Source organism: Staphylococcus piscifermentans, from assembly GCF_900186985.1.
GTDB lineage: Bacteria > Bacillota > Bacilli > Staphylococcales > Staphylococcaceae > Staphylococcus > Staphylococcus piscifermentans.
Genome location: NZ_LT906447.1, coordinates 1,398,441 through 1,422,703, shown reverse-complemented (window position 1 = coordinate 1,422,703; position 24,263 = coordinate 1,398,441). Strand labels below are relative to the sequence as shown.

At 34.1% G+C, this 24,263-nt stretch carries 28 protein-coding genes; 1 reads left to right on the top strand and 27 read right to left on the bottom strand.

Annotation, left to right across the window (positions count from 1 at the left end):
• From dnaJ to lepA, 6 genes are all read right to left on the bottom strand, one after another.
• On the bottom strand, positions 1 to 1,134 hold the full coding sequence (gene dnaJ, locus CKV71_RS06610) for a molecular chaperone DnaJ (protein WP_095104962.1): 1,134 nt from the start codon (positions 1,132 to 1,134) through the stop codon (positions 1 to 3).
• Between the two features lie 173 nt (positions 1,135 to 1,307).
• Positions 1,308 to 3,149, bottom strand: coding sequence for a molecular chaperone DnaK (gene dnaK / locus CKV71_RS06605; RefSeq protein ID WP_095104960.1), 1,842 nt, complete (start codon positions 3,147 to 3,149; stop codon positions 1,308 to 1,310).
• A 51-nt stretch (positions 3,150 to 3,200) separates the two neighbouring features.
• Positions 3,201 to 3,800 carry a nucleotide exchange factor GrpE gene (gene grpE / locus CKV71_RS06600; protein WP_095104958.1) on the bottom strand — a complete coding sequence of 200 codons (600 nt, stop codon included), beginning with the start codon at positions 3,798 to 3,800 and terminating at the stop codon, positions 3,201 to 3,203.
• Between the two features lie 27 nt (positions 3,801 to 3,827).
• Positions 3,828 to 4,793 carry a heat-inducible transcriptional repressor HrcA gene (gene hrcA, locus CKV71_RS06595; RefSeq protein WP_095104956.1) on the bottom strand — a complete coding sequence of 322 codons (966 nt, stop codon included), beginning with the start codon at positions 4,791 to 4,793 and terminating at the stop codon, positions 3,828 to 3,830.
• A gap of 101 nt (positions 4,794 to 4,894) precedes the next feature.
• On the bottom strand, positions 4,895 to 6,016 hold the full coding sequence (hemW, locus tag CKV71_RS06590) for a radical SAM family heme chaperone HemW (protein ID WP_095104954.1): 1,122 nt from the start codon (positions 6,014 to 6,016) through the stop codon (positions 4,895 to 4,897).
• 72 nt (positions 6,017 to 6,088) lie between these two features.
• A complete protein-coding gene (lepA, locus tag CKV71_RS06585; protein WP_095104952.1) occupies positions 6,089 to 7,912 on the bottom strand; it encodes a translation elongation factor 4 in 1,824 nt (607 codons plus the stop codon).
• Positions 7,913 to 8,175: 263 nt separating this feature from the next.
• On the opposite strand from lepA, the gene rpsT reads away from it, so the two are divergent.
• Positions 8,176 to 8,427, top strand: coding sequence for a 30S ribosomal protein S20 (gene rpsT / locus CKV71_RS06580; RefSeq protein WP_095104950.1), 252 nt, complete (start codon positions 8,176 to 8,178; stop codon positions 8,425 to 8,427).
• A gap of 38 nt (positions 8,428 to 8,465) precedes the next feature.
• On the opposite strand, the gene holA is transcribed toward rpsT, so the two are convergent.
• The 21 genes from holA to CKV71_RS06475 all read right to left on the bottom strand — a co-directional run bounded on the left by holA (position 8,466) and on the right by CKV71_RS06475 (position 24,231).
• Positions 8,466 to 9,440 (bottom strand): DNA polymerase III subunit delta, encoded by a 975-nt coding sequence (holA, locus tag CKV71_RS06575; RefSeq protein WP_095104948.1) that lies wholly within the window; start codon positions 9,438 to 9,440, stop codon positions 8,466 to 8,468.
• A gap of 70 nt (positions 9,441 to 9,510) precedes the next feature.
• Entirely contained in the window at positions 9,511 to 11,751 is a 2,241-nt protein-coding gene (locus CKV71_RS06570; protein ID WP_095104946.1) for a DNA internalization-related competence protein ComEC/Rec2, read from the bottom strand.
• A 7-nt stretch (positions 11,752 to 11,758) separates the two neighbouring features.
• Positions 11,759 to 12,220 carry a ComE operon protein 2 gene (locus CKV71_RS06565; protein WP_047131805.1) on the bottom strand — a complete coding sequence of 154 codons (462 nt, stop codon included), beginning with the start codon at positions 12,218 to 12,220 and terminating at the stop codon, positions 11,759 to 11,761.
• Positions 12,221 to 12,293: 73 nt separating this feature from the next.
• On the bottom strand, positions 12,294 to 12,974 hold the full coding sequence (locus CKV71_RS06560) for a helix-hairpin-helix domain-containing protein (protein ID WP_095104944.1): 681 nt from the start codon (positions 12,972 to 12,974) through the stop codon (positions 12,294 to 12,296).
• Between the two features lie 48 nt (positions 12,975 to 13,022).
• Positions 13,023 to 13,739: a class I SAM-dependent DNA methyltransferase gene (locus CKV71_RS06555; protein ID WP_095104942.1), complete on the bottom strand. Its 717-nt coding sequence runs from the start codon at positions 13,737 to 13,739 to the stop codon at positions 13,023 to 13,025.
• A gap of 2 nt (positions 13,740 to 13,741) precedes the next feature.
• On the bottom strand, positions 13,742 to 14,092 hold the full coding sequence (rsfS, locus tag CKV71_RS06550; RefSeq protein ID WP_095104940.1) for a ribosome silencing factor: 351 nt from the start codon (positions 14,090 to 14,092) through the stop codon (positions 13,742 to 13,744).
• Positions 14,093 to 14,677: a bis(5'-nucleosyl)-tetraphosphatase (symmetrical) YqeK gene (gene yqeK / locus CKV71_RS06545; RefSeq protein ID WP_095104938.1), complete on the bottom strand. Its 585-nt coding sequence runs from the start codon at positions 14,675 to 14,677 to the stop codon at positions 14,093 to 14,095.
• Positions 14,667 to 15,239, bottom strand: a complete 573-nt coding sequence (gene nadD / locus CKV71_RS06540) for a nicotinate (nicotinamide) nucleotide adenylyltransferase (protein WP_095104936.1) — start codon at positions 15,237 to 15,239, stop codon at positions 14,667 to 14,669. The genes yqeK and nadD overlap by 11 nt, the downstream gene beginning before the upstream one ends.
• 1 nt (position 15,240) lies before the next feature.
• Complete coding sequence (gene yhbY, locus CKV71_RS06535; protein ID WP_095104934.1) at positions 15,241 to 15,531, bottom strand: ribosome assembly RNA-binding protein YhbY; 291 nt, start codon at positions 15,529 to 15,531, stop codon at positions 15,241 to 15,243.
• Entirely contained in the window at positions 15,532 to 16,341 is an 810-nt protein-coding gene (aroE, locus tag CKV71_RS06530; protein WP_095104932.1) for a shikimate dehydrogenase, read from the bottom strand. It abuts the gene before it with no gap.
• A gap of 9 nt (positions 16,342 to 16,350) precedes the next feature.
• On the bottom strand, positions 16,351 to 17,451 hold the full coding sequence (yqeH, locus tag CKV71_RS06525; protein WP_095104930.1) for a ribosome biogenesis GTPase YqeH: 1,101 nt from the start codon (positions 17,449 to 17,451) through the stop codon (positions 16,351 to 16,353).
• Complete coding sequence (locus tag CKV71_RS06520) at positions 17,452 to 17,979, bottom strand: YqeG family HAD IIIA-type phosphatase (protein WP_095104928.1); 528 nt, start codon at positions 17,977 to 17,979, stop codon at positions 17,452 to 17,454.
• Positions 17,980 to 17,998: 19 nt separating this feature from the next.
• On the bottom strand, positions 17,999 to 18,685 hold the full coding sequence (locus tag CKV71_RS06515) for a 5'-methylthioadenosine/adenosylhomocysteine nucleosidase (RefSeq protein ID WP_095104926.1): 687 nt from the start codon (positions 18,683 to 18,685) through the stop codon (positions 17,999 to 18,001).
• A gap of 239 nt (positions 18,686 to 18,924) precedes the next feature.
• On the bottom strand, positions 18,925 to 19,407 hold the full coding sequence (gene greA, locus CKV71_RS06510) for a transcription elongation factor GreA (protein ID WP_047131814.1): 483 nt from the start codon (positions 19,405 to 19,407) through the stop codon (positions 18,925 to 18,927).
• A 25-nt stretch (positions 19,408 to 19,432) separates the two neighbouring features.
• Positions 19,433 to 20,059 (bottom strand): uridine kinase, encoded by a 627-nt coding sequence (udk, locus tag CKV71_RS06505; protein ID WP_095104924.1) that lies wholly within the window; start codon positions 20,057 to 20,059, stop codon positions 19,433 to 19,435.
• Between the two features lie 2 nt (positions 20,060 to 20,061).
• On the bottom strand, positions 20,062 to 21,285 hold the full coding sequence (locus tag CKV71_RS06500) for a peptidase U32 family protein (RefSeq protein WP_095107264.1): 1,224 nt from the start codon (positions 21,283 to 21,285) through the stop codon (positions 20,062 to 20,064).
• A gap of 57 nt (positions 21,286 to 21,342) precedes the next feature.
• Positions 21,343 to 22,266, bottom strand: a complete 924-nt coding sequence (locus CKV71_RS06495; RefSeq protein ID WP_095104923.1) for a peptidase U32 family protein — start codon at positions 22,264 to 22,266, stop codon at positions 21,343 to 21,345.
• The gene (locus CKV71_RS06490) at positions 22,263 to 22,904 is read right to left on the bottom strand and encodes an O-methyltransferase (protein ID WP_095104921.1); all 642 of its coding nucleotides are present in this window, start codon (positions 22,902 to 22,904) and stop codon (positions 22,263 to 22,265) included. Before CKV71_RS06490 ends, CKV71_RS06495 begins: the two co-directional genes overlap by 4 nt.
• 297 nt (positions 22,905 to 23,201) lie before the next feature.
• A complete protein-coding gene (locus CKV71_RS06485; RefSeq protein WP_095104919.1) occupies positions 23,202 to 23,513 on the bottom strand; it encodes a DUF1292 domain-containing protein in 312 nt (103 codons plus the stop codon).
• 22 nt (positions 23,514 to 23,535) lie between these two features.
• Positions 23,536 to 23,964 carry a Holliday junction resolvase RuvX gene (gene ruvX, locus CKV71_RS06480; RefSeq protein ID WP_095104917.1) on the bottom strand — a complete coding sequence of 143 codons (429 nt, stop codon included), beginning with the start codon at positions 23,962 to 23,964 and terminating at the stop codon, positions 23,536 to 23,538.
• Between the two features lie 3 nt (positions 23,965 to 23,967).
• Positions 23,968 to 24,231 (bottom strand): IreB family regulatory phosphoprotein, encoded by a 264-nt coding sequence (locus CKV71_RS06475; protein WP_095104915.1) that lies wholly within the window; start codon positions 24,229 to 24,231, stop codon positions 23,968 to 23,970.
• Between the last annotated feature and the right edge of the window lie 32 nt (positions 24,232 to 24,263).

The following is a 24,263-nucleotide window of genomic DNA, read 5'->3' as shown; positions in this document are numbered from 1 at the left end:
TTATTCTCCTTTAAAGAATCTGCGAGCACGCTCTTTGAAGTTTGTTGGTTGTTCTGTAATTTCTTCTCCGCTTACATCGGCAAATTCCCGCATTAATGATTTTTGTTTATCATTTAGTTTGGTTGGTGTTACAACACTAATATTAACAAATAAATCACCATAGCCGTAGCCATGAACATTTTTTATACCTTTTTCTTTCATACGGAATTGTTTACCGTCTTGAGTACCTTCAGGCACACTTAACATGACATGGCCATTTAATGTTGGTACTTTAATTTCATCACCTAATGCTGCTTGAGGGAAACTGATATTTAAGTTATAGAAAATATCGTCTCCTTCACGTTCAAAGGTATCCGATGGTTCAACGCGGAATACAACGTATAAATCACCTTGTGGACCGCCGTTATGACCTGGAGCGCCTTTTCCTGCTAAACGGATTTGTTGGTCATTGTCGACACCTTCTGGAACTTTTACTTTAATTTTAACATTTTTAGTTTCAGTTCCTTTGCCATGACAAGTTGGACAAGGCTCTTCAATTTCTTCTCCTGTACCATTACAAACTGGACACACTTTTTCTGTTCTTACGCGTCCTAAAATCGTATTTTGTTCGACTGAAACATGACCTGATCCATTACAATAATGACAAGTTTTTTTCTTAGAACCTGGTTTTGCACCTGAGCCGCCACAAGTTTCACATTTCACTTGTTTACGTATTGAAATTTCCTTTTCAGTACCGAAAACAGCTTCTTCAAATGTTACTGTCATGGTGTATTGAAGGTCGTCACCTTTACGAGGTGCATTAGGATCACGTTGCGCGCCTCCACCAAAGAAAGAACTGAAAATGTCTTCGAAGCCGCCGCCGAAACCGCTAAAGTCCTGACCACCGCCGAATCCTTGGCCGCCAAAGCCACCTTGTGGACCGCTATGACCGAATTGGTCGTAGTTAGCACGTTTATTTTCATCGCTGAGTACTTCATAAGCCTCTGAAATTTCTTTGAATTTTTCTTCAGCGCCCTCTTCTTGGTTAATATCTGGGTGATATTTTTTGGACAATTTACGGTAAGCTTTTTTGATTTCGTCTTTTGACGCATCTTTGCTGACACCTAAGACTTCATAATAGTCTCTTTTTGCCACTGTAATCTCTCCTTATCTATAAAACATTTCATTTTTTACCTTATAAAGTATAGTTGTTTAAATAATAAAAAGTCAAAGCCAATGTACAATTGACTTTGACTTAAATTTTAATTCAAGAAGCCGCAAACGATTATTTAATTAATGTGCAGCTTGCACTATTGATATAAAAACAATTATTTATTGTCTTTTTTATCGTCGTCATCTTTGACTTCAGTGTAATCAGCATCTTCAACATCGCTTTGGTTTGAACCTGCAGCGTCTCCTTGTTGACCTTGTTGAGCTTGCTGTGCTTGTTGGTAAACTTTCATAGATAAGTCTTGAACGACTTTTTCAAGCTCTTCTTTTTTAGATTTGATATCATCTAAGTCTTGGCCTTCAAGTGCAGATTTTAAAGCTTCTTTTTTATCTTTAGCTTGTTTTTTATCGTCTTCAGAAACGTTGTCGCCTAAATCTTTCAATGTTTTATCAACTTGGAATACTAAGCTGTCTGCTTCATTTCTGAGGTCACTTTCTTCACGACGTTTTTTATCTTCTTCAGCATTTTGTTCTGCATCTTTAACCATACGATCGATTTCGTCATCTGATAATGCTGAACTAGATTCAATAGTGATATTTTGCTCTTTATTAGTACCTAAATCTTTAGCAGTTACGTTAACAATACCGTTTTTATCAATATCAAATGTTACTTCGATTTGAGGTACGCCGCGTGGAGCTGGTGGAATGTCAGTTAATGAGAATCTTCCTAAAGTTTTGTTATCAGAAGCCATCGGACGTTCACCTTGTAATACGTGAATATCTACAGCTGGTTGATTATCAGCAGCTGTTGAGTAAACTTGTGATTTAGATGTTGGGATTGTTGTATTTCTTTCGATTAATGTGTTCATACGTCCACCCATAATTTCAATACCTAATGATAATGGAGTTACGTCTAGTAATACAACATCTTTAACATCACCAGAGATTACGCCACCTTGGATAGCTGCGCCCATTGCAACAACTTCGTCTGGGTTAACGCTTTTGTTTGGTTCTTTGCCTACTTCTTTTTTAACTGCTTCTTGAACAGCTGGAATACGAGTAGAACCACCCACAAGGATAACTTCGTCAATATCTTTGCTAGTTAAACCTGCATCGCTTAATGCTTGACGAGTTGGTCCCATTGTACGGCGAACTAAATCATCAGATAACTCTTCGAATTTAGAACGAGTTAAAGTTAGTTCCAAGTGTAATGGTCCACTTTCACCAGCAGAGATAAATGGTAATGAAATTTGTGTTTGAGATACACCAGATAAGTCTTTTTTAGCTTTTTCAGCAGCATCTTTCAAACGTTGTAGAGCCATTTTATCTTGTGATAAGTCAATGCCATTTTCTTTTTTGAATTCTTCTACTAAATAGTCAATGATAACTTGGTCAAAGTCATCACCGCCTAATTTATTATCGCCGGCAGTTGATAACACTTCAAATACACCGTCGCCTAATTCAAGAATAGAAACGTCAAATGTACCGCCGCCTAAGTCAAATACTAATACTTTTTCATCTTGTTCAGTTTTATCTAAACCATAAGCTAAAGCAGCAGCTGTAGGTTCGTTGATAATACGTTCAACTTCTAATCCAGCGATTTTACCTGCATCTTTTGTTGCTTGACGTTCTGCATCATTAAAGTAAGCAGGTACAGTGATAACTGCTTTGTCTACTTTATCACCTAAATAACTTTCAGCAGTACTTTTTAAATTTTGTAAAATCATTGCTGAGATTTCTTGTGGTGTATATGATTTACCTTCAACATCAACTTTGTGATCAGTACCCATTTCACGTTTGATTGATTGAATAGTATTTGGATTAGTAATTGCTTGGCGTTTTGCAACTTCACCTACTTGAGTTTCACCATTTTTGAATGCTACAACTGATGGAGTTGTACGTGCACCTTCTGGATTTTGAATTACTTTTGGTTCGTCGCCTTCTAAAACAGCCACGCAAGAATTTGTTGTACCTAAGTCAATACCTATAATTTTACCCATAACTAAAAATTCCTCCTATTTTCATTTGTTGTATAGTTAGTCAGTAATATATTATTGATTTACTTTTACCATTGAAGGTCGTAAGACACGATCTTTCAATTTGTAACCTTTTTGCAACTCTTGAGTAACAGCATTTGATTCGAATGATTCATCGTTATCTTGCATTACAGCTTGATGGAAGTTAGGATCAAATTGTTGCCCAACAGCTTCAATTTCTTCTAAACCATTTTCGTTTAGAGCTCTTAGCAAGCTTTCATATACCATTTGTACCCCTTTTTGTAGAGATTTAAATGATTCATCGTCGCCTTCGATTTGTAACGCACGTTCGATATTATCAATTGTTGGTAAAATATCAGTAAGCACGCTTTGAGCTTGATAAGTTTTCAAAGTTTGGTTTTCATTTTGAATACGTCTTTTATAGTTTTCAAATTCTGCATAAAGACGTAGATATTTTTCTTCTTGATTATTAACTTCTTCTTTCAATTGTTGAATTTCTTCATCTTTGCTGTCATTTTCAGAAGTTTTTTGTTCCTCAAGAACTTCTTCTTGATTTACAGTTTCATTTTGTTCATCAGTATTCGAGTCTTTAGCTGTATTCTCTTGGTTTTCAGCAACTTCTTCATTATTAACTGATTGATCTTTTTCTGTCATTTTCTGTCCTCCAATACGACTTCATTACTAAATTTTATAGAGTAATTGAATAACATTTTGATAACGCATAGCAGTTGGTCCAATAACTGCTATATGTCCGGTTAAGTGATTTTCAATATGATAATCACTGAGAACGATAGAAATATTCTCTAAATTATTATCAATTTCCTGACCGATCTTTACATCGATACCAGAGTGATAATCATCTTCAAATAATTTCAATATCTTATTGGACTCTAAATATTGAAGAATTTGTTGTATGGAACTAACATTCTGTTCATTCAACATGTCGATTAAATTAGATTTGCCACCTAAATAAATATCCGATGTTGAATCCTTTAAACGCTGATTCAATAAGTCTATTAATTGAAGTACAGTTACTGAATCTCTTGAATGTTCAAATGCCATTTTTGAAATTTTACTTCCTGATTCATCGTTAAAATTATCTTTAATGTAATTAGCAATTTGAATTAAACGATGTTTAGAAATTTTTTCTGGGACTGCTAATTGCAGGTGTTCTACATCTCCTGATTCAAACACAATTACCATTATAACTAAGTTAGCAACTGTGTTAAATAAATGAACATCGGTAATCAAATCTTTAGTTTGATTCGGTTTCATAATTAACGTAGTATAATTAGTTGTCATAGACAATTCATTTGCATATGCACTTAAAGCATTGGACAAATTATAATTATTTTCAGCTAAAAGATCATTTAAACGTTGATTATTAGGTTTGCGAGAGTAATTATTCTCTAATAATTGATCAACATAATATCTGAAACCTTTGATAGATGGGAATCTACCTGAAGAAGCATGTGCTTTTTCAACTAATCCTTCATTTTCGAGATATTTCATCTCATTTCGAATAGTTGCAGGGCTCACATCTACGTTATGTCTATCGATAATTGTTTTTGAACCAATCGGCAGACCATAATCAACATAATCTTCAACAATAGCATTCAAGATGCTCAGTTGTCTATCGGTAATCATGTTTCCACCTCATTAGCACTCTCTTCTTTCAAGTGCTAATTATAATTTATCAAATTGGTCAAAGTAAGTCAACGTTAAAGCCTTGATTATTTCAATACATTTTAATCAATCAAAAAGGCTTCAAAAACTTCATTTCCAATAACTTTTCCACGTTCAGTCAATTTCACGAAATCTCTTTCATTTTTGATTAAATTATTTTTACTTAATTCTAGTAATTCATTTGGATAAATATCTTCAATCTTTTTGCCAAATCTATGTGCAAATAAATCCTTAGAGACACCTTGGTTCATTCTAAGACCTAGAAACATTTGTTCTTCCATTTGCTCTTTGATATTTGGTTCTGTCTGTTGAAGGATAGGAGTTTCATTATTTTGGATTTTTTTAATATAGTGGTTAACTGGGTTTACATTGGTATATCTCACACCATTTGTATAGCCGCTAGCACCAGCACCAAATCCATAATAGTATTCATTTTTCCAATATACTTTATTATGCTCGGATTCATGTCCTTGTTGACTGAAATTTGAAATTTCGTATTGATGAAGATTCGATGCATGAATTTTATCTAATAATAATTCATACATATCTTCTCCTAAATCTTCATTGGGTAACTTTAGCTTGCCCTTACGATATAAATTATAAAATTGTGTTTTAGGTTCAAGAATTAATCCGTAACTTGAAATATGATTGATATCCATGGAAAGTGCAATATCTAAACTTTCTTCAAATTGATTTAAGGTTTGATTCGGTAAATGATACATTAAATCAAGACTGATGGAATTAATATTAAATTTATTTGCCAAGTTGACTGCTTGGTAAATATCTTCTGTTTTATGAGTCCTGCCAAGAACCTTTAATAGTGAATCATCAAAAGTTTGTACTCCCATTGATAGGCGGTTAACTCCATAATCTTTAAGCAAACGAATTTTTTCATCTGTGAGTTCATCTGGGTTAGCTTCAAATGTGTATTCATCTCGAATGTCAAAATTATCTGCAATACCTTGTAATAATTTTTCTAATTGTGGAGTGCTTAGAGCGGTTGGCGTGCCCCCGCCTACAAACATTGTATTCAATTCTTTCTTTATCGGTTGATGAAATTCTTTAATTAAACAATCCAGATATTCATCGACAGGTTGGTTATGAATAAAGTACTTATTAAAATCGCAATATGTACATATTCTTACGCAAAATGGAATATGAATATAAGCACTTTTAGTTTCCATATTTCTTCTCTCCTTCAATGAAGAGTTTTCAAAATAAAAAGCTGGGACATGTTACTCGCCCCAACCTTATTATTAATCTTCATCCATTTTTAATACGGCTAAGAAAGCATCTTGAGGAATTTCAACGTTTCCTACAGCTTTCATTTTAGCTTTACCAGCTTTTTGTTTTTCCAACAACTTACGTTTACGGCTGATATCTCCGCCATAACATTTAGATAATACATTTTTACCCATTGATTTGATATTAGTTCTAGCTACAATCTTTTGACCTACTGCAGCTTGGACAGGTACTTCGAATTGCTGACGAGGAATAAGTGTTTTTAGACGTTCTACTAATGCTTTGCCTCTTTCATATGCAAATTCTTTATGTACAATAAAGCTTAAAGCATCAACTTTATCTCCATTTAGAAGAATATCCATTTTAACAAGATCACTTTCTTTGTAACCTGTCAATTCATAATCAAAGGAAGCATATCCTTTTGTATTCGATTTAATTTGGTCGAAAAAGTCGAAAACGACTTCAGATAAAGGAATATCATAAATAATATTCACACGTATATCATCTAGGTAATCCATATTAACGAACTGTCCACGTTTACGTTGACAAAGTTCCATTACAGCACCTACATAATCATTAGGAACCATAATTGTGGCACGAACGTATGGTTCATATATCTTTTCAATTTGATCTCTTTCTGGCATTTGTGATGGATTATCCACAACTACTTTGTTGCCATTTTTTAGTATACATTCATAGATAACTGAAGGTGCAGTAGCGATTAGTTCAATTCCGAACTCTCTTTCAATACGCTCTTGAATAATTTCCATATGGAGCATACCTAAGAAGCCAGTACGGAAACCAAAGCCTAATGCTTGAGAAGTTTCAGGTTCAAATTCTAGTGAAGCGTCGTTCAATTGTAACTTTTCTAGAGCTTCTCTTAAATCGTTGTAATTTTTATTATCTATAGGGAATAAACCACAAAAAACCATAGGATTCATTTTTTTATAACCCTTCAGTGGTTGTTCTGCAGGTCTATCGGCATGAGTAATAGTATCGCCGACACGAGAATCATCGACATTCTTAATACTAGCAGTAATATAACCTACATCTCCAACAGTCAATTCTTCAACCGGTAGTTGTTTTGGTGTATTAATTCCTACTTCGTTAACTTCAAATTCTTTTCCGCTAGCCATCATTTTAATCTTATCACCAGCTTTCACTACCCCATCCATAATTCTGATTGAAGAAATAACACCTCTGTAAGGGTCATACTCAGAATCAAAGATAAGGGCCTTGAGTAGAGCAGCAGGGTCCCCATCAGGTGCAGGAATGGTTTCTACAATCTTTTCTAATATTTCATCTATGCCTATATTAGACTTTGCACTTGCCAGTACAACATCGTCTTGATCTAACCCGATAACATCTTCTAACTCTTGTTTAACACGCTCTGGTTCAGCAGCCGGCAAATCTATTTTATTGACTACAGGGAGTAATTCTAAGTCGTTATCCAAAGCAAGATAAACGTTTGCTAATGTTTGTGCCTCAATACCTTGGGCAGCATCGACAACGAGAATTGCCCCCTCACATGCTGCTAATGATCTAGATACTTCATATGAAAAATCGACGTGTCCTGGTGTGTCTATTAAATGAAAAATATATGACTCACCATTTTTGGCGTCATACTTTAATTTCACTGCATTTAATTTAATTGTAATGCCTCTCTCACGTTCTAAATCCATTGAGTCTAGCAATTGAGCTTGCATATCTCTTGTTTCAACACTTTTTGTATTTTCAAGTATTCTATCTGCCAATGTCGACTTCCCGTGGTCGATATGTGCAATGATAGAAAAATTTCGTATATTTTTTTGACGTTCTAAACGCTCTTCATTATTCATTCTATCTACTCACTTTCGTAATATTCAATAGACCGTTATGTATGATATCTTTGATATAATAACGTGTTTACGTATTTAATGCAACTTATCTATTTCGAGTATACTAGCTACTATTACTCTCTATTTTACTTTAAAACAGACTATCTTGAAACCCATAGCCAAAATAAATGATTGCAGTTTAATAGTACATTTGATAAAATATTTCTTGTTGTAATCAAATATTTATTTGATGAGCATAGATCACTTTTAGGAGGTGACATTCAATGCCAAATATTAAATCTGCTATTAAACGTGTAAGAACAAATGAAACAGCTGAAGCTAGAAATATTTCACAAAAAAATGATATGCGTTCAGCCGTGAAACATGCGAAAGCAGCTATCGCTGAAAACGCTGATAACAAACAAGAATTAGTACGTGTTGCTGTTAAGAAAGTAGACAAAGCAGCTCAAGCTAACTTAATCCACGATAACAAAGCTGACCGCATTAAATCACAATTAATGAGCGCAGACAAATAATGAAAAAGTTCAAGCATTTGCTTGAACTTTTTTTATGCTCAAATAGATAAAATAAAGAGCTCAAGAATCAACTGTTTATCCATATAAGAAGATTTCAATTTATAATCAGTCTCTGCGCAAGCATTTATAATTTGCATTAACTGATTGAGTTGATATTGACGTGATGTTCTGAGCGCTAATTTAACTCGGAAAGGATGTGCTCCTACCGTTTTAGCAATTTGTTGTTGGCTATAACCTTTTTTGCCTAAAATCTTACATTGATAATAGAGTCTGAAATTACTGGTTATTAAAGCGAGTAATTTAATGGGTTCTTCTTTCATAATAATCAAGTCATTGACTAAATTAACAGCTTCCTCTTTTTGTCCCTTTTGAATATAATCTGTCAGTAAAAATACATTTTGTTCTAAACTTCTATTTACAATGGTTTCCACATCTTGTTTAGTGATTGTGGGTCTTTCACCTATAAATAAAATGATTTTTTCTAATTCTTGCTTTATCAAATTAAAATTGATCCCTGTCAATTCAATGAATAAATTCAAAGCGTCTTGTTTAATATCTTTATATTGTTGATTTAACTCATTTTTTATCCAATTCTTCATCTCATCTTCGGTCATCTGTTCAATTTTGATAAGTTTCGTTTCTTTTTTTAGTGTTTTAACTAATTTTTTTCGTTCATCTAACTTAGAATGGTAAACTTCAAAAATCACTAAAGTAGAGCCATCATACTTTTGAATAAATTCTAATAACTGATCGATGTTTTGATTGATATCTTTAGGACCTTTTTCTCCAGTGAATAAATATGCATTTTTTATAACTACTACTTTTTTATCAGATAAAAATGGTAGCGTCAGAATTTCTTCAATGCAAGTAGTGATTTCTGTTTCTGCTAAATTAAAACTAACATAATTAAAATCATCTTTGGGTTCTTGTAAGTAGTTGTCAGCTATTTCTTTTGTTTTTTTTTCTATTAATTCAGGTACTTCCCCATAAATTGTTATAATATTTTCGTTCACAAATAGCACCTCTCAGCAAATTACATACTGTAAAAGTATATCACTTACAAATGATTCCTACCATGATTGATTATTGTTCGGTTATTACTTTTATATCTTTGTCTAAATCAAAAGTAATTTCACCATTAATTTGTGTATTATAAGTTTTTGAATTCACACTTTTTAACCGCTCTATCACTTCTTTATTAGGAAGCTTATAAACATTATTTTTACCGCTAGATATTACGCTATAGGTAGGTTGAACTTTTTCAATAAAACTTTTGCTTGAACTCGTTTTGCTGCCATGGTGCCCTACTTTTAAGATATCAATTTTGGGAAGTGAATATTTATCTAAAAGTTTTGCTTCGTTGTTTATAGTAGCATCGCCAGTAGTGAGAATATTGTAACGAGGTGTCTTGATGATGGCCATAATTGAGTGTTCATTTAAATCTTTATTCCCGTTGTGAAAAGCTTCTAAGAATTGTATTTTGCTTTCATCAATAGCGATTTGATCAATTACTAAAGCATTTAACAACTTAATGCCATGATTGTTGCAGCTAGTTTTTATTGTGTTTAAAGTATCTTGAGGATAACTCGCGAAATTAATAATTAAGCCTCGTCGTACTTTTATATGATGTAATAAATACTCTAATTCTCCAATATGATCAGCATGAGGATGGGTGATAATAATATAATCTAATTTGCTGATTCCTCGTTTTTTTAGTGTTGGCATAATATGATATTTGCTTATAGAATTTGAGTTGTCTGTTTTCTTTTGTCCAAATTTAAACAAACTTTCTTGTTGGTCTGCCTTACCTCCTGTATCAATTAATACTCGATGACCATGATTAGTTTCAAATAGAAATGAATCGCCTTGCCCAACATTTAACGCAGTAAATCTTGTGTGAGGTTTGGTTGTAATACTAGTAAAAAGCAAGCTGCCAATAATAAATAAAATAAAAGAACTTTTGAATCGCCTTTTGGTTAATGTTGTGATGGTTGCTATCATCCAAGCTACAACTAAAACAACATGATATTGATTTAATTCACCAATAAACCAACGATATTGATTAAAGTGAGAAAATATTTTAATGAAATATTGATCGTGTAATGTATAGAAAAAATTAATAAGATTATTAAGATAGTTAGAAGAATTGAAGAATTGTATATAGATATAGGTAAAGATTGCTAAAGGGAAAAGAATAAATGAATAATAAGGTATAAATAAAAAGTTTGAAAAGAATCCAATCCATTGGATTTGATTAAAATAGTAAGCGCTGATGATAAAAGAAGAAATTTGAGCTATAAAAGTGATTGCTATTGCAGATTGAACTTTGTTTAAAGTTTTAATAAGTGGAGTAGATAATAGAATAAATAGTGTGATTAAAAAAGAAAATTGAAAACCAATATCAAATATAATACCAGGAGAAACGATACATAACATCAGAAATACAAGCGAAAGAATATCAAGGAGCGAGCCATAGAATTTTTTCGGCAGAATCATAACAAATGATAAACACAATATAGCTCTTAAAGCGCTTGGAGCAAAATTTGTGTAATAAGCAAATAAAAATAAGGCAATAATAATCAAACATTGTGTAAATGCTTTGGGAACGTTGAATCTATTTAAAGCAAAATAAAAGATACCTGCTATAACCGCAACGTGTGAACTACTCACAGCAAGTAAATGATAGATACCGAGCTCTTTCTCAATATCAAGTGTTTCTGCATCAATGTAGCTTACATCCCCTGTTACCAAAGCAAAAGTATTTTGCCAGTGTGAAGAATATTGCTGCAGTCTCTTTAAAGAGTATTGCTTATGCCTAGCAATGATTTGGGAAATATTTTTTGATTTATCAACTTTGCAAGTTGAGAGATTAATATTTTTAAGAATAACTGTCGGCTGATCAGAAAAAGACTCGTCTATTTTCAACTTACCATTAACGAAACACTTTGAATATCTTGGCAAATGCTCGAAATCCGTTAAAGCTTGCTTTTTGTTTGGAAAATAAAAAAATTTAAGATTATGTCCTTTGAATTTAAGATTACCTGCTACATACTTATTATTTTTCACTCGAAAATCAGTTAAATCAACAAATTCATTAAGGTTTTTAATATCCTTAAACCGATTATTTTCTTTGTTTACTTGATTTTTGTAGTCAGAAAACCAAATATTACTTATTATAGGTTGACATAATATAAATATCGTTAGTAAAAGCGAAGGCTTTTTTCTAGTTAAAATTAATAATAATAAGCCTGCGAGCAAAATAGCTAGCGGCTTATTATAAATTATCAAGATGCCATCTAAAATTGCTAATGCGATATATATCAAATAGTTATCACTTCTTTGTTAAATATTCTGCTACCTGTCTCGCATCGAATGGTATCTTTTTATATTCAATTCCAGATTGTTCCAGCAGTTGGATTGCATATTCATGATTGTGATAGTCTTGTGCATAGTAAATTCTCTTGATGCCTGCTTGTATAATTGATTTAGTACAGTTTAGGCATGGAAAGTGAGTAACGTATATCGTGGCTCCTTCTGTCGATACACCTTGCTTAGCACATTGCAATAAAGCGTTCATTTCAGCGTGTATAGTTCTGATGCAGTGGTTATCTTCCATCAAACATCCTTCATCTATACAATGTACTTCGCCAGCTACAGAGCCATTGTAGCCTCCTGCTATAATACGGTTATCTTTAACTATAGTTGCGCCTACAGATAACCTCGTGCATGTTGATCTTAAGGATAATAGGTGACTTTGAGCCATGAAGTATTCTTCCCATTTAATTCTGTCCATTTCTGTGCCCCCTATAGTAAATTCAGAATAACTCTATCTTATTACATTTTTTCGTTATTTCATATCGAAGTCTCTAAATTGTAAAATAATCTTTTAATTTCTCGAAAGACTTTTCTCCAATTCCCTTTACTTCTTTAAGTTGTTCAACTTTATCAAAGCTTCCCTTGCTTTCTCTGAATTCGATAATAGCTTTGGCCTTGGAAGGTCCTACCCCTGTCACTGTAGTCAATTCAGTTTCTTTCGCTGTATTAAGATTTACCTTTTGTTGAGTTGCTGAACTATTATCAGGAGCCCCACTACTAACTGTTGCCAAATTATTAGAAGCGTTTTTTCCTTTTTCGGGTATGTAAATCAGTTTTTGGTCTACTAGCTTTTCCGAAAGATTAATTTGATTTAAATCTGCTTTATCAGTCGGAACAGCTTTCAAGACAACATCTTTAATACGTTGAGTATCCGACATTTCATAGACGTTCGGATGCTTTACTGCTCCCTTCACATCTACCATTACTTTCTTCGATTTAGTATTTTGAGCGTTTTGTATATCCTTTTTATTAGATTGCATTTTATTGTCATTGTCATTATTTTTTAAATTATCTTTATGATTCCACTCAGTACCTTGTTTCTCTTGCACTTCATTTTCAGGTTGTTTAGGTTGTATAAAGAATAACAGTGCAATAACCAAAACTACTAACCCTGCTGCTATATAACGGTACTGTTTGTAATGCTCTAGATAATACTTCAACTTTTCTAACATAAAAATTCACTCCTTTACTATATAAACGTTAAAAGGAGTGAATTTACTTTATTTTTTTACAACAAAGAATAATCTATTACTCTCGGGATTGTGGTTATTTTGATCAAAGTCATAAAATGTTTTGATATGCTTAAAACCTGCAGCATGCAACATTTCTTTATATTCTTCTTCAGAATATGTTTGTTGATAGTGTTCTTCATCAAAACGATGATATCGACCATCATTTTGATTTTCAAAAAAGGTCATATAATGCCATACACTGTTAGGTTCATCTCCAGCTACAGCATCCCAGCCAAGAAAAACATGCTCTGTTTCATCAATATAACTTTGATTGTTGAACAGTGTCTGCATTTTATAAATAGTATGCACATCAAAAATGAAGATACCATCATCTTTCAGGTGGTTATAAACTTGTCTGAAAGTATCATTTACAGCCTCTAAATTATCTAAATAATTTAATGAGTCACAAAAGATAGTAATAACATCGAAGGTTTGACCTAAATCGAATTGAGACATATCTCCTTCTATCCATCTGACTTCATTGGATTTTTGTGAAGCTATGGCTAACATATCAGGACTTAAGTCCATCCCTGTAACTGATCCTAATTGAGTTAATTGATGAGTCAAACTCCCTGTACCACAGCCAATATCTAATATCGATACTTTATTTCTTACTATAGATTTTACGATATCCAACCAAGCATCATAGGGTTGATCTAAAGTGAGTTCATCATAATATTGACTGAATTCATGATATTGTTCCATCTTTAATAGGCTTCCTCATAGGTTTGCATCGGAGCATCTCTATAGAGCTTTTCAATGTTATAGTAACTACGTTCGTCTTTATGGAAAATGTGTACAATTACACCTGATAAATCAAGCAATACCCATCTTGCTTCATTCAGGCCTTCAAATACTGAAATATCAATACCTGCTTTATCAGCCGCTTCTTTAACCGCCCTCGCAATCGCCTGTACTTGACGTTCGTTATTACCATGACAAATTACAAAATAATCCGCCATATCATTGATGCCTTCTAAATCTAAAGAGATTACTTCTTCTGCTCTTTTACTTTCAACAGCTTGCACAGCCATATTTAAAATTTCTGTTTTTTGCATTTAATCATCCTCTATTCTTTCATCACTGAAATTATAGTAATTTAAACAATCAATTGTTGCTTTATATACACTAATATCATTACCTATTAAGAATAATACAGTACGCTTAGATATTTCATAAATCGTCTTATCTAAGTTACCTGGTTTGAAAGCCATTTCTCGTATTTCTTCCACACCAGGAATCGTTCTTTTAGGTTCAATATAATCAGCTATAAAAACAATTTTTTCGGTCTTCGTCATATGAGCACGACCCATCGTATGATATTGAATAGCCAGCAGTACTTCTTCGTCTTCAATGTCATACTTCTCTTTCATCATAACGGCACAAACTGGGCCATGTAAAATTTCCGAACCATAACTCAATAAATCACTATCTAAATTATATTTACGTACAATTTGATACATCGTTCCTAAATCATCATATTTGGAATAATCATGCAAGATGCCTGCAAGTTCTGCTTTTTTCACGTCGCCGTCATGAATTTCAGCTAATTTCTTTGCTGTTTCTGCAACGCGCAATGAATGTTTATAACGCTTTTCTGGCAACTTATCTTCTATCAGCTTTATTGCTTTTTTAGTCTTCATATAATCGCTCCCTCTTGATATAGGCTTCAACTTGTTTAGGAACTAAAACTTCAATGGGTTGTTGATGCTTGATGCGTGCTCTGATCATCGAAGAACTGATATCTATCCGGGGAATTTGGACCTCCAACATTCCCGCTTCCACCTCTTGTTTTTCTTTACCTCTATTGACCACTACAAATGTCACGAGTTCTTTCAATGCGTCTATTTGATACCATTTATCCAACTGATCGTATTGATCTGTGCCGATGACGAAATAGATTACGGCATCTCCCCATTCATCTTTTAACGCGCGTATCGTATCGAACGTATAGCTTTCACCTTTACGATCAATTTCTGCCAAACAGATTTCCCCAAATCCTAAGTCTGATGCAGCAAGTTCCAACATATTAATACGATGTTGAGTATTCAATTGAGAATCATGCGTTTTTAAAGGCGACATATAACTTGGTAAAAATAAGAAACGATCTGGACGCAACGTATGATATACCTCGCTGGCTACAACAGCATGAGCCGTATGGATAGGATTGAATTGACCTCCATATAAAACGATAGAATGTGTCATATTATGGCAATTCTATTTGTTTATTTTCATCAGATTCTTTATATAATACAATCATAGAACCGATGATCTGTACTAATTCACTATCAGTTGCTTTACTTACCGCTTCAGCCAATTCTTTTTTATCATCCATATTATTTTGCAGAATATGAATCTTAATCAATTCACGATTCTCTAATATTTCATTTAACTGCTCAATCATGTTTTCATTAATTCCCGACTTTCCAATTTGAAAAGTTGGCGTTACATGATGTGCTTTACTTCTTAAAAATCTCTTTTGCTTTCCTGTTAACATTTAATCTCTCCTTTTTAAGTGTTCTAGAACTGTCTCTTTCATCACATTTATATCCGCTGTTTGGCCTGTCCATATTTTAAAACTTTCCGCACCTTGGTTGACGAACATATCCAATCCATTATAAATCGGATTACCTTTAGCTTCAGCCAATTTCAAAATAGGTGTTTTAGCTGGAACGTATACAATATCGCTCACTAACGTATTTGGAGCAAGTTGGTCTAAACTTATCACAACATCTTGATTATCGCTCATTCCAGCTGGCGTCGTATTAATTACGACATCGAATGTATTGAGATGCGTTTCTGCTTCTTTCAACGACATAGTATTGACACTTAAATCCCAAGAATCGAAGCGCGACATCGTGCGGTTTGCCACAGTTAGTTGCTGTTCTACCACTTGATTTAAAGCTGCAGCCAAACCCTTGCTCGCTCCTCCTGCACCCAGCAGCAAGATACATGCGTCTTTTAAATTAGGATAGACACGATTTAATCCTTTAACATAACCGATTCCATCAGTATTATATCCAATCCATTTGCCATTTACGATTTTAACCGTATTAATTGCACCAATCGTTTGTGCATGCGTATCTATTTCGTCTAAATAAGGAATAATACGTTCTTTATGCGGTATCGTAATATTAAATCCGTCTATTTCTTTTTCGGTCATAATTTCTTTAATCAAATGAAAGTGTTTAGGCGGTATATCCAATGCTTCATACGTTGCTTCAAAATCTAATGCCTTAAAGTTTGCATTATGCATTACAGGAGATAATGAATGTTGAATTGGATGACCGATTACTGCATATTTCATTTTCTTCACCTACATGATTGAATTTCTTAGTACTACATCAACAGATTTAGGTACATGAACCACTACTTTAGCACCTGGGCCTATCGTAATAAAACCGAGACCAGAAATCATCACATCGCGTTTTTCTTTACCTGTTTCTAAACGCACCGCTTTGACATCTTTCAAATCAAAATGTTCTGGGTCATTTGGCGGTGTTAAAAGAGAACCAAGTTGCGTTTTCCATAACACATCTGCTTTTTCCGTTTTAGTACGATGTATCATCAAATTATTGGAAAAGTAGCATACTAGAGGTCTTTTTCCTCCAGAGACGTAATCAATTCGTGCTAGTCCTCCGAAGAATAAAGTTTGACCCTCATTCAACTGATAAACGCGTTGTTTAATTTCTTTATTGGGCATAATCTGCTTTAATTCTTTTTCAGTAACATAATGTGTCATTTGATGTTCTTGAATGATACCTGGTGTATCGAACATAAATGTATTATCGTCTAGAGGGATATCTATCATATCTAACGTCGTTCCAGGGAATCGAGAAGTCGTCACTACATCTTTCTCTCCTACACTTTGTTCTATAAGTTTGTTAATTAAAGTAGATTTGCCGACATTAGTTGTCCCTACAATATATACATCATCATTGTTACGATACGTATCAATAGCTTCTAACAATTCGTCAATGCCGTATCCTTTATTGGCTGAAATTAAGATCACCGCTTCCGGTTCCAAACCATATTTCTTAGCTGTCTTTTTCAACCATTCTTTAACACGGCGTTTATTAATTTGTTTTGGCAATAAATCAATCTTGTTTGCCGCAAGTACGACCTTTTTATTTCCGACGATACGTTTTAAAGCGTGTATAAAAGAACCTTCGAAATCAAATATATCTACTACATTGACGACAAGGCCTTTTTTATCTGCTAAGTTATTTAATAAATCTAAGAAGTCTTCACTGTCCATACCGACATCTTGTACTTCATTGTAATTTTTCAATCGAAAACAACGTTGGCAGATAACGTCCTCTTTATGCAAGCTATGTGCAGGCACATAACCTGGTTTTTTTGGATCTTCTGACTGCAGCGGTGCTCCGCAACCGATACATTTTAGGGTTTCAGTCAATCAATTTTCCTCCCATTTAATATAGCCTTTTCTTTTATATCTGTGTAACAGTCTGCGTTCTATCAAACGATTGCATTTTGTCATAAAACCATCTGTTTTTTTAACTGGAACAACCATTATGGTATACATACCGCGTCGATTGCCCCCAATTACATCCGTCATCATTTGATCACCGATGACAACTGTTTCTTCCGGCTTTAAACTCATATGTTCACATGCACGTTTAAACGATTTTCCCATTGGTTTTCTGGCTTCAAATATATAATCAACATTTAACGGTGTACAAAAATTAGCAACACGTTTTTGGTGGTTATTTGAAACGACAGTAACCTTGATATTTAAATCATTCAATTTATTGAACCAATGAATAACAGCAGGCGTAGGATCTGCTTCATCCCAACCTACTAACGTGTTATCCAAATCTGTAATGACACCTCGAATGCCAGATTTTGCTAATGCATCAAAATCAATTTGATGAATACTTTGAACGTACGCATTCGGCATACAAAGTCTGCTTAAAATTCCCATTACTGATTTCACCTTATCCTTATAAAGATTTCAACATTTCTAAAACAATGTTGCTAGAAGATTGTGCTGCCTCTCCTATAAATTCATCAAATGTAATATTTGCTTCTCCATTCGCTAAATCCGATACAGCTCTAGTAATAATGAAAGGCACTTTAAATTGATAACAAGTTTGCGCAATTGCTGCGGCTTCCATTTCGACTGCCATAGCATCAGGGAAATTTTCTTTGATTACTTTTCTTTGGCTGACTTCGCCGATGAAACTATCTCCGCTGACTATTAAACCGAGTTTTCCATTCAATTCTTGTTGTTCAACCACAGATTGTGCTAGTGTTGTTAAATCATCATCTGCAGCATATGCAATCGGCATATTCGGAATTTGACCTAATTCATACCCGAATGCTGTTGCATCAGCATCATGATACGTAGCTTCAGTACTAATTAATACATCACCGATTTCTAAAGAATGATCTAATGCACCTGCTGAACCTGTGTTTAGAATTACATCAGGAGAAAATGTGTTAATTAATAACGTTGTCGACATTGCAGCATTCACTTTGCCGATTCCACTTAAAGTCAACACGACTTCTTTATTATCAATTTGGCCTCTATAAAATTTAACATGTGCAATTGAGATTTCTTCAAGGCCCGTTATTTTTTCTTTTAATATTTGTATTTCTTCTTCCATAGCGCCAATAATACCTATCATTACTCTTTCCCCTTTCTGATTACTATCACGCTTATTTTATCATAATTTTGAACTTGCAACGACTGAAGTCAATCTTGTTGATTTACATCTATTTTTCATCGCACAAAAAAAGTTGACGCTTTATTTTGAGTGGAAACAGCCGAACATCTCATACAGCCTTTATCTCAAATAAAGTAACGTCAACTTTATAATGCACATTCAATTTTAGTCCTTCGTTACATTTCAGAAAGAATTATACCTTATTGTGATTGAATATTTGTGATTTTGACTTTCATTTCAGCACCATTTGGAAGCGGTACACGTACTTCGTCATCTAAATGTTTGCCAATTAAGCTTTGTGCAATTGGTGATTCGTTTGAAATTTTTCCGTTGAAAGCATCCGCTTCAGCTGAACCAACGATTTGATAAACTTCTTCGTCGCCGTCAGGAATTTCTATGAAGGTTACAGTTTTACCGATTTGTACGACATTATTGTCACCAGTATCTTCAATAATCAACGCATTTCTGATCATATGTTCAATACGTTGAATATCTTGTTCAATAAATCCTTGTTCATCTTTCGCAGCATCGTACTCTGAGTTCTCAGACAAGTCGCCGAAAGAACGTGCAACTTTAATTTTTTCTACGACTTCTGGACGTTTTACAGTCTTTAATTCTTCTAATTCTTGTTCTAACTTCTCAAAGCCTTCTTGTGTCATTGGATATTGTTTTTGGTTTTCCATATTAGCATCTTCCTTTACTCAAAAGTTACAGTTGATTGTTAATCAATGATTGGATTTTAGTTGTCATTATGTCGATAGCCACTTTATTACTGCCGCCCTCAGGAATAATAATATCTGCATAGCGTTTTGTAGGTTCGATAAATTGATTATGCATCGGTCGTACAACAGTAAGATATTGTTCGATTACCGACTCCATAGAACGTCCGCGTTCTTTCGTATCACGCATCAAGCGTCTTAGGATACGTAAATCAGCATCTGTGTCGACATAAATCTTTACATCCATTAAATCTCTTAAAGTTTTGTTTTCTAGTGCAAATATTCCTTCTACGATAATAACATCTTTAGGTTGAAATGCAATGGTTTCAGAACTTCTTGTATGATTAACATAATCATATGTCGGTACTTCTACAGAATGCCCATTGCGTAAATCCATTAAATTTTGAATTAATAAATCATTATCGAAAGCAAACGGATGATCATAGTTTGTTTTCAAGCGTTCTTCAAAAGTTAAATGGGATTGGTCCTTATAATAGTAGTCTTGAGCAATTAATGCAACACTATGACCTTCTAAATTGTGCAATATTTCATTGGTAACAGATGTTTTACCTGAACCTGACCCGCCTGCGATACCGATAATCGTTGTTGGATTCATGATTATACTTCCTTTCGCATCATGTTGTTAGGATAAATAGGATGATCAACTTTGAATTGAACAATTTGAAGTGGATGACGCGCAGCATCTAATTCGTTGCCTTCTTCATCATAAATTGTTTCAACGATTTGTTTGAATCCATCTATTTCAGGCCCGAAGAATTCTACTTCTTGCCCTGGTTTGAAGTGATTGCGTTGTTGAATAGTCGCAATGTGTGTTGTTTCATCATAGTCTAATACTAAGCCGCAAAAATCATAAGGTGATTTTTTATTCGATTCATTGCCGAACATCTGTTGTTGGTAACCTGGTGTGCCTTCAAAGAATGAAGAAGCTGTATCTCTATTGGCGCACTTATCGAGCTCAATTAACCACTCAGGTTTAATTTTGAAATTTTCAGGGTCTGCAGCGTAGGCATCGATAACTTTACGATAAACCGAAACCACAGTTGCAATATAGTGAATAGATTTCATACGACCTTCAATTTTTAAAGAATCAATCCCTAAATCCATCATATCGGGAATCGATTCAATTAATTTCAAGTCTTTCGGACTCATTGCAAAAGGAGTAACATGTCCGTCTTTATATAATAAATCCAATTCTCCGTCTTCATCTACTTCTAATAAATCATAATCCCAACGGCAACTTTGGCAACATCCGCCTCTGTTGGAGTCACGTGCCGTCATATGATTACTGAGAGTACAACGACCAGAATAAGCAATACACATTGCACCATGTATAAAGGCTTCAATTTCAATATCTACCTTTTCTTTCATTTCCTTCATTTCCATTGCACCCGTTTCACGAGCTAGCACTACACGGTCTAATCCCTCTTCTTTCCAATATTCTATTGCTTTATAGTTGCTGAGAGATTGTTGTGTTGAGAGATGTATTTCTAACTTTGGCGCCACTGCTTTACATGTTTCAATGATTAATGGATCTGCAACAATAATACCTGTAGCACCTGTAGCTTCAAGGCTCTTCAAGTAATCTTCCAAACCGTCCATATTTTCATCATGTGCAATAATGTTAGTCGTTACGTAAATTTTCGCACCATATTTATCAGCGAATTCTACGCCTTCTTTGATTTCTTCCATTGTAAAGTTATCAGCATTAGAACGTAATCCGTATTCTTGTCCGCCTAAGAAGACCGCATCCGCTCCATAATGTACTGCAATTTTTAATTTTTCTAAGTTGCCGGCAGGTGCCAGCAATTCAGGTTTCTTCATTTGGCTTTTTGATTTTGACTCATCTTTTTTTGCTTGTGTAATCAAGAGATAGCCTCCTTAATAAACTGTGTGTTTGAATAAGAATCCTTCATCAAACGGTCGATGTTCAGGTTGGATTTCTTCAATCGGGTCCACTAGCATGAATTTTTCATCTTCATATGCTTCAGGATCTTCTTGGTATAAGTCGATAGCTTCTCTGTATTGTTCTGTACATACATTAATATATTCTTCAGTGTGCAACACACCATCTATTTTCAAACTATCGATTCCCGCTTCCAACAATGGATCTAATTCTTCAATCAAACATATATCGTTTGGCGACATAATATGTGTCCCATTATAATCTTCAAATACTGGATATTGATTTTCACGTTCTTCATCATATAACAATAAATCTTTCCCTGAATCTTGACGTTGAATTTTCATTTGACGATCTTGGAAAGTATAGTAATTACCGAGCAACATACGTTTCGATTGGAACATACAAGTCATCCCATGCACTTGTACTTCTATTTCTACCTCAGCATGTGCTTTAATATTCAAGATTTCTTCCAAGCTCAGCTCACGCGCAAGTACCGCACGTTTAGCGCCGCGTTTGCCCCAATAATTACATTGGAAATAATTTGTAACAATCGTCTCTGCATCCCAATTCAAAGGAATAGGCTGTGCTTGCGCTTTAACATACATGACTACTGCTGGATCACCGAAAATAATACGATCAACTTTGATTTCATGCAGAAATTGAATATAATCTTCTAAAGCATTCAAATGATAATTATGAAAAATACCATTTACAGCTGCATAGGCTTTTTTACCATGGCTATGAATGAGTTGTACCGCTTCACGCATGGCTTCTCGATCAAACTCTCCCGCTAAACGCAAACCGAATTTTTGTTCTCCGATTACAAAAGCATCTGCACCTTTTTCAATCAACACTTCAATATGCTCAACTGATTTAGGTGTCACAAGTAGTTCTGTCATTTTGACTCTCCTTTAATCGCGATGGCTAAACCATCTTCTATATCTAAAAAGTTAGTTTCATAGTCTGGATGATCATTTAACCAGGTATTAAACTTTTGAATTTTCTTCACCATCTGCTTAACGTTACGACTGCGTACCACTTCTATATCTGCTACAAAATCATGGTAGAGAATATTATCTACAATCACCAAACCGCCTTTTCTCAATAGTGGCGTATAGAGTTCAAAAAATTTCTGCGATTGTGCTTTGGCCGCATCAATAAAGATCATATCAAAAGATAAATCCTCAACTGCCTCAAAAGTTTCCCTTGCATCTCCTTCAATGAGATGAACTTGCGAACCATAGGTATAATTCGCTAAATTTTCTTTAGCAGCTTTCTGCATTGTTTCATCACGTTCAATTGTCCATACATTAATGTCTTCATTGACTGAAGCAAAATGCATAGCGCTATAACCGATAGCTGTTCCAATCTCTAAAATATGTCGTGATTGATGAATTCTTATCAATTGTTTAATCATATCCAACGACAAAGGATGGATAATCGGAACATTATTTTCTTCAGCGTAAGGTCTTAAGGCCTCTAACTCATGTGAGTGTTTTTGCGATAAATTAATCAAGTAATTTTCATTTTTATCCATAATACGCTTCCTTCATCGAAAAATTAACAAAAATAAATCAGCCACGCTGACTGATTTAAAGATGTAACCAACTTCATAAACTTTTCTTATAATTTAACTTTACATATTTTACCACAAAAAAGATGTAAAATTAAGTACCGACTTTAAATTATTGTAAAATTATCTTTTCAGAGGAATAACAGCCTATAATTCTCATTTATATATCTCAAAGTGCCGAATTTACGAGGGGGAGAACAAATGTTCTTGTGTGTAAAAAAGAAAAGACGGAGCACCTGGCTCCGCCTCAATTAACCTCAATTATTCCATTTCAGTATTGACTACTTCTTCAATCATATCCCATTCTTCCTCAGAATCGACAGGTAAGAATTTACCGCCATCGCCTTCTTCATCAGGAACATTAATCATCGGAATCAATTCAATCATATCGTCGTCATCAGATGTTTCGCCTTCTTCAGCTAAAATGACATATTCTTTGTCAAATTCAGGATGATAGAACTCTAGCACTTTACGATATAAAACTTCGTTACCATCTTCATCGTATAAAGTTAAAAGTTCCTCATCGTTATTCACTTTTAATTCTGCATCTTGGTTTTTATTATTTTCAGACATAAATAATGCTCCTTTTCATGGTTTATTGTAATGAGTCTAAATAACCTTGCAATATAAACACAGCAGCCATTTTATCAATTACTTTCTTACGTTTGTTTCTAGAAACATCCGCTTCTAGTAACGATCTTTCTGCTGCCATCGTACTTAAGCGCTCATCCCACATTACAATTTTGATATCTGGTAATGCATTTTGGAGTGCTTCCTTGTATTTTAACGAAGCTTCGCCTCTAAATCCAATAGAATTATTCATATTCTTCGGTAATCCTATTACAACAGTATCCGCGTCTTCTTTTTTTATGATTTCTGTTAACTTTGAAATACCTAATTCATTTTCTTCTTCATTGATTCGGAGTGTATCTAAGCCTTGAGCGGTCCAACCCATTAAATCACTGACAGCAACGCCGACTGTTTTACTGCCAACATCTAAACCGATAATTTTATGTGTGAGCATATACTATTTATCTTTAGACGCATTCAAGTAATTTGAAACAAGTTCTTCCATGATTTCATCACGGTCAATTCTTCTGATTTGGTTTCTTGCTTCATTATGACGCGGAATATAGGCAGGGTCACCTGATAAGAGATAACCGACAATTTGGTTGACTGGATCGTAACCACGTTCATTCAAGGTATTATACACGTTAGTCAGCACTGATTTAACATTTTCTTTAGGAACATCTTCAAGATTAAAGCGCATTGTTTTATCGTAATTGTTCATTTTCTTGCACACTCCTTCTACTTTAGTAGGCT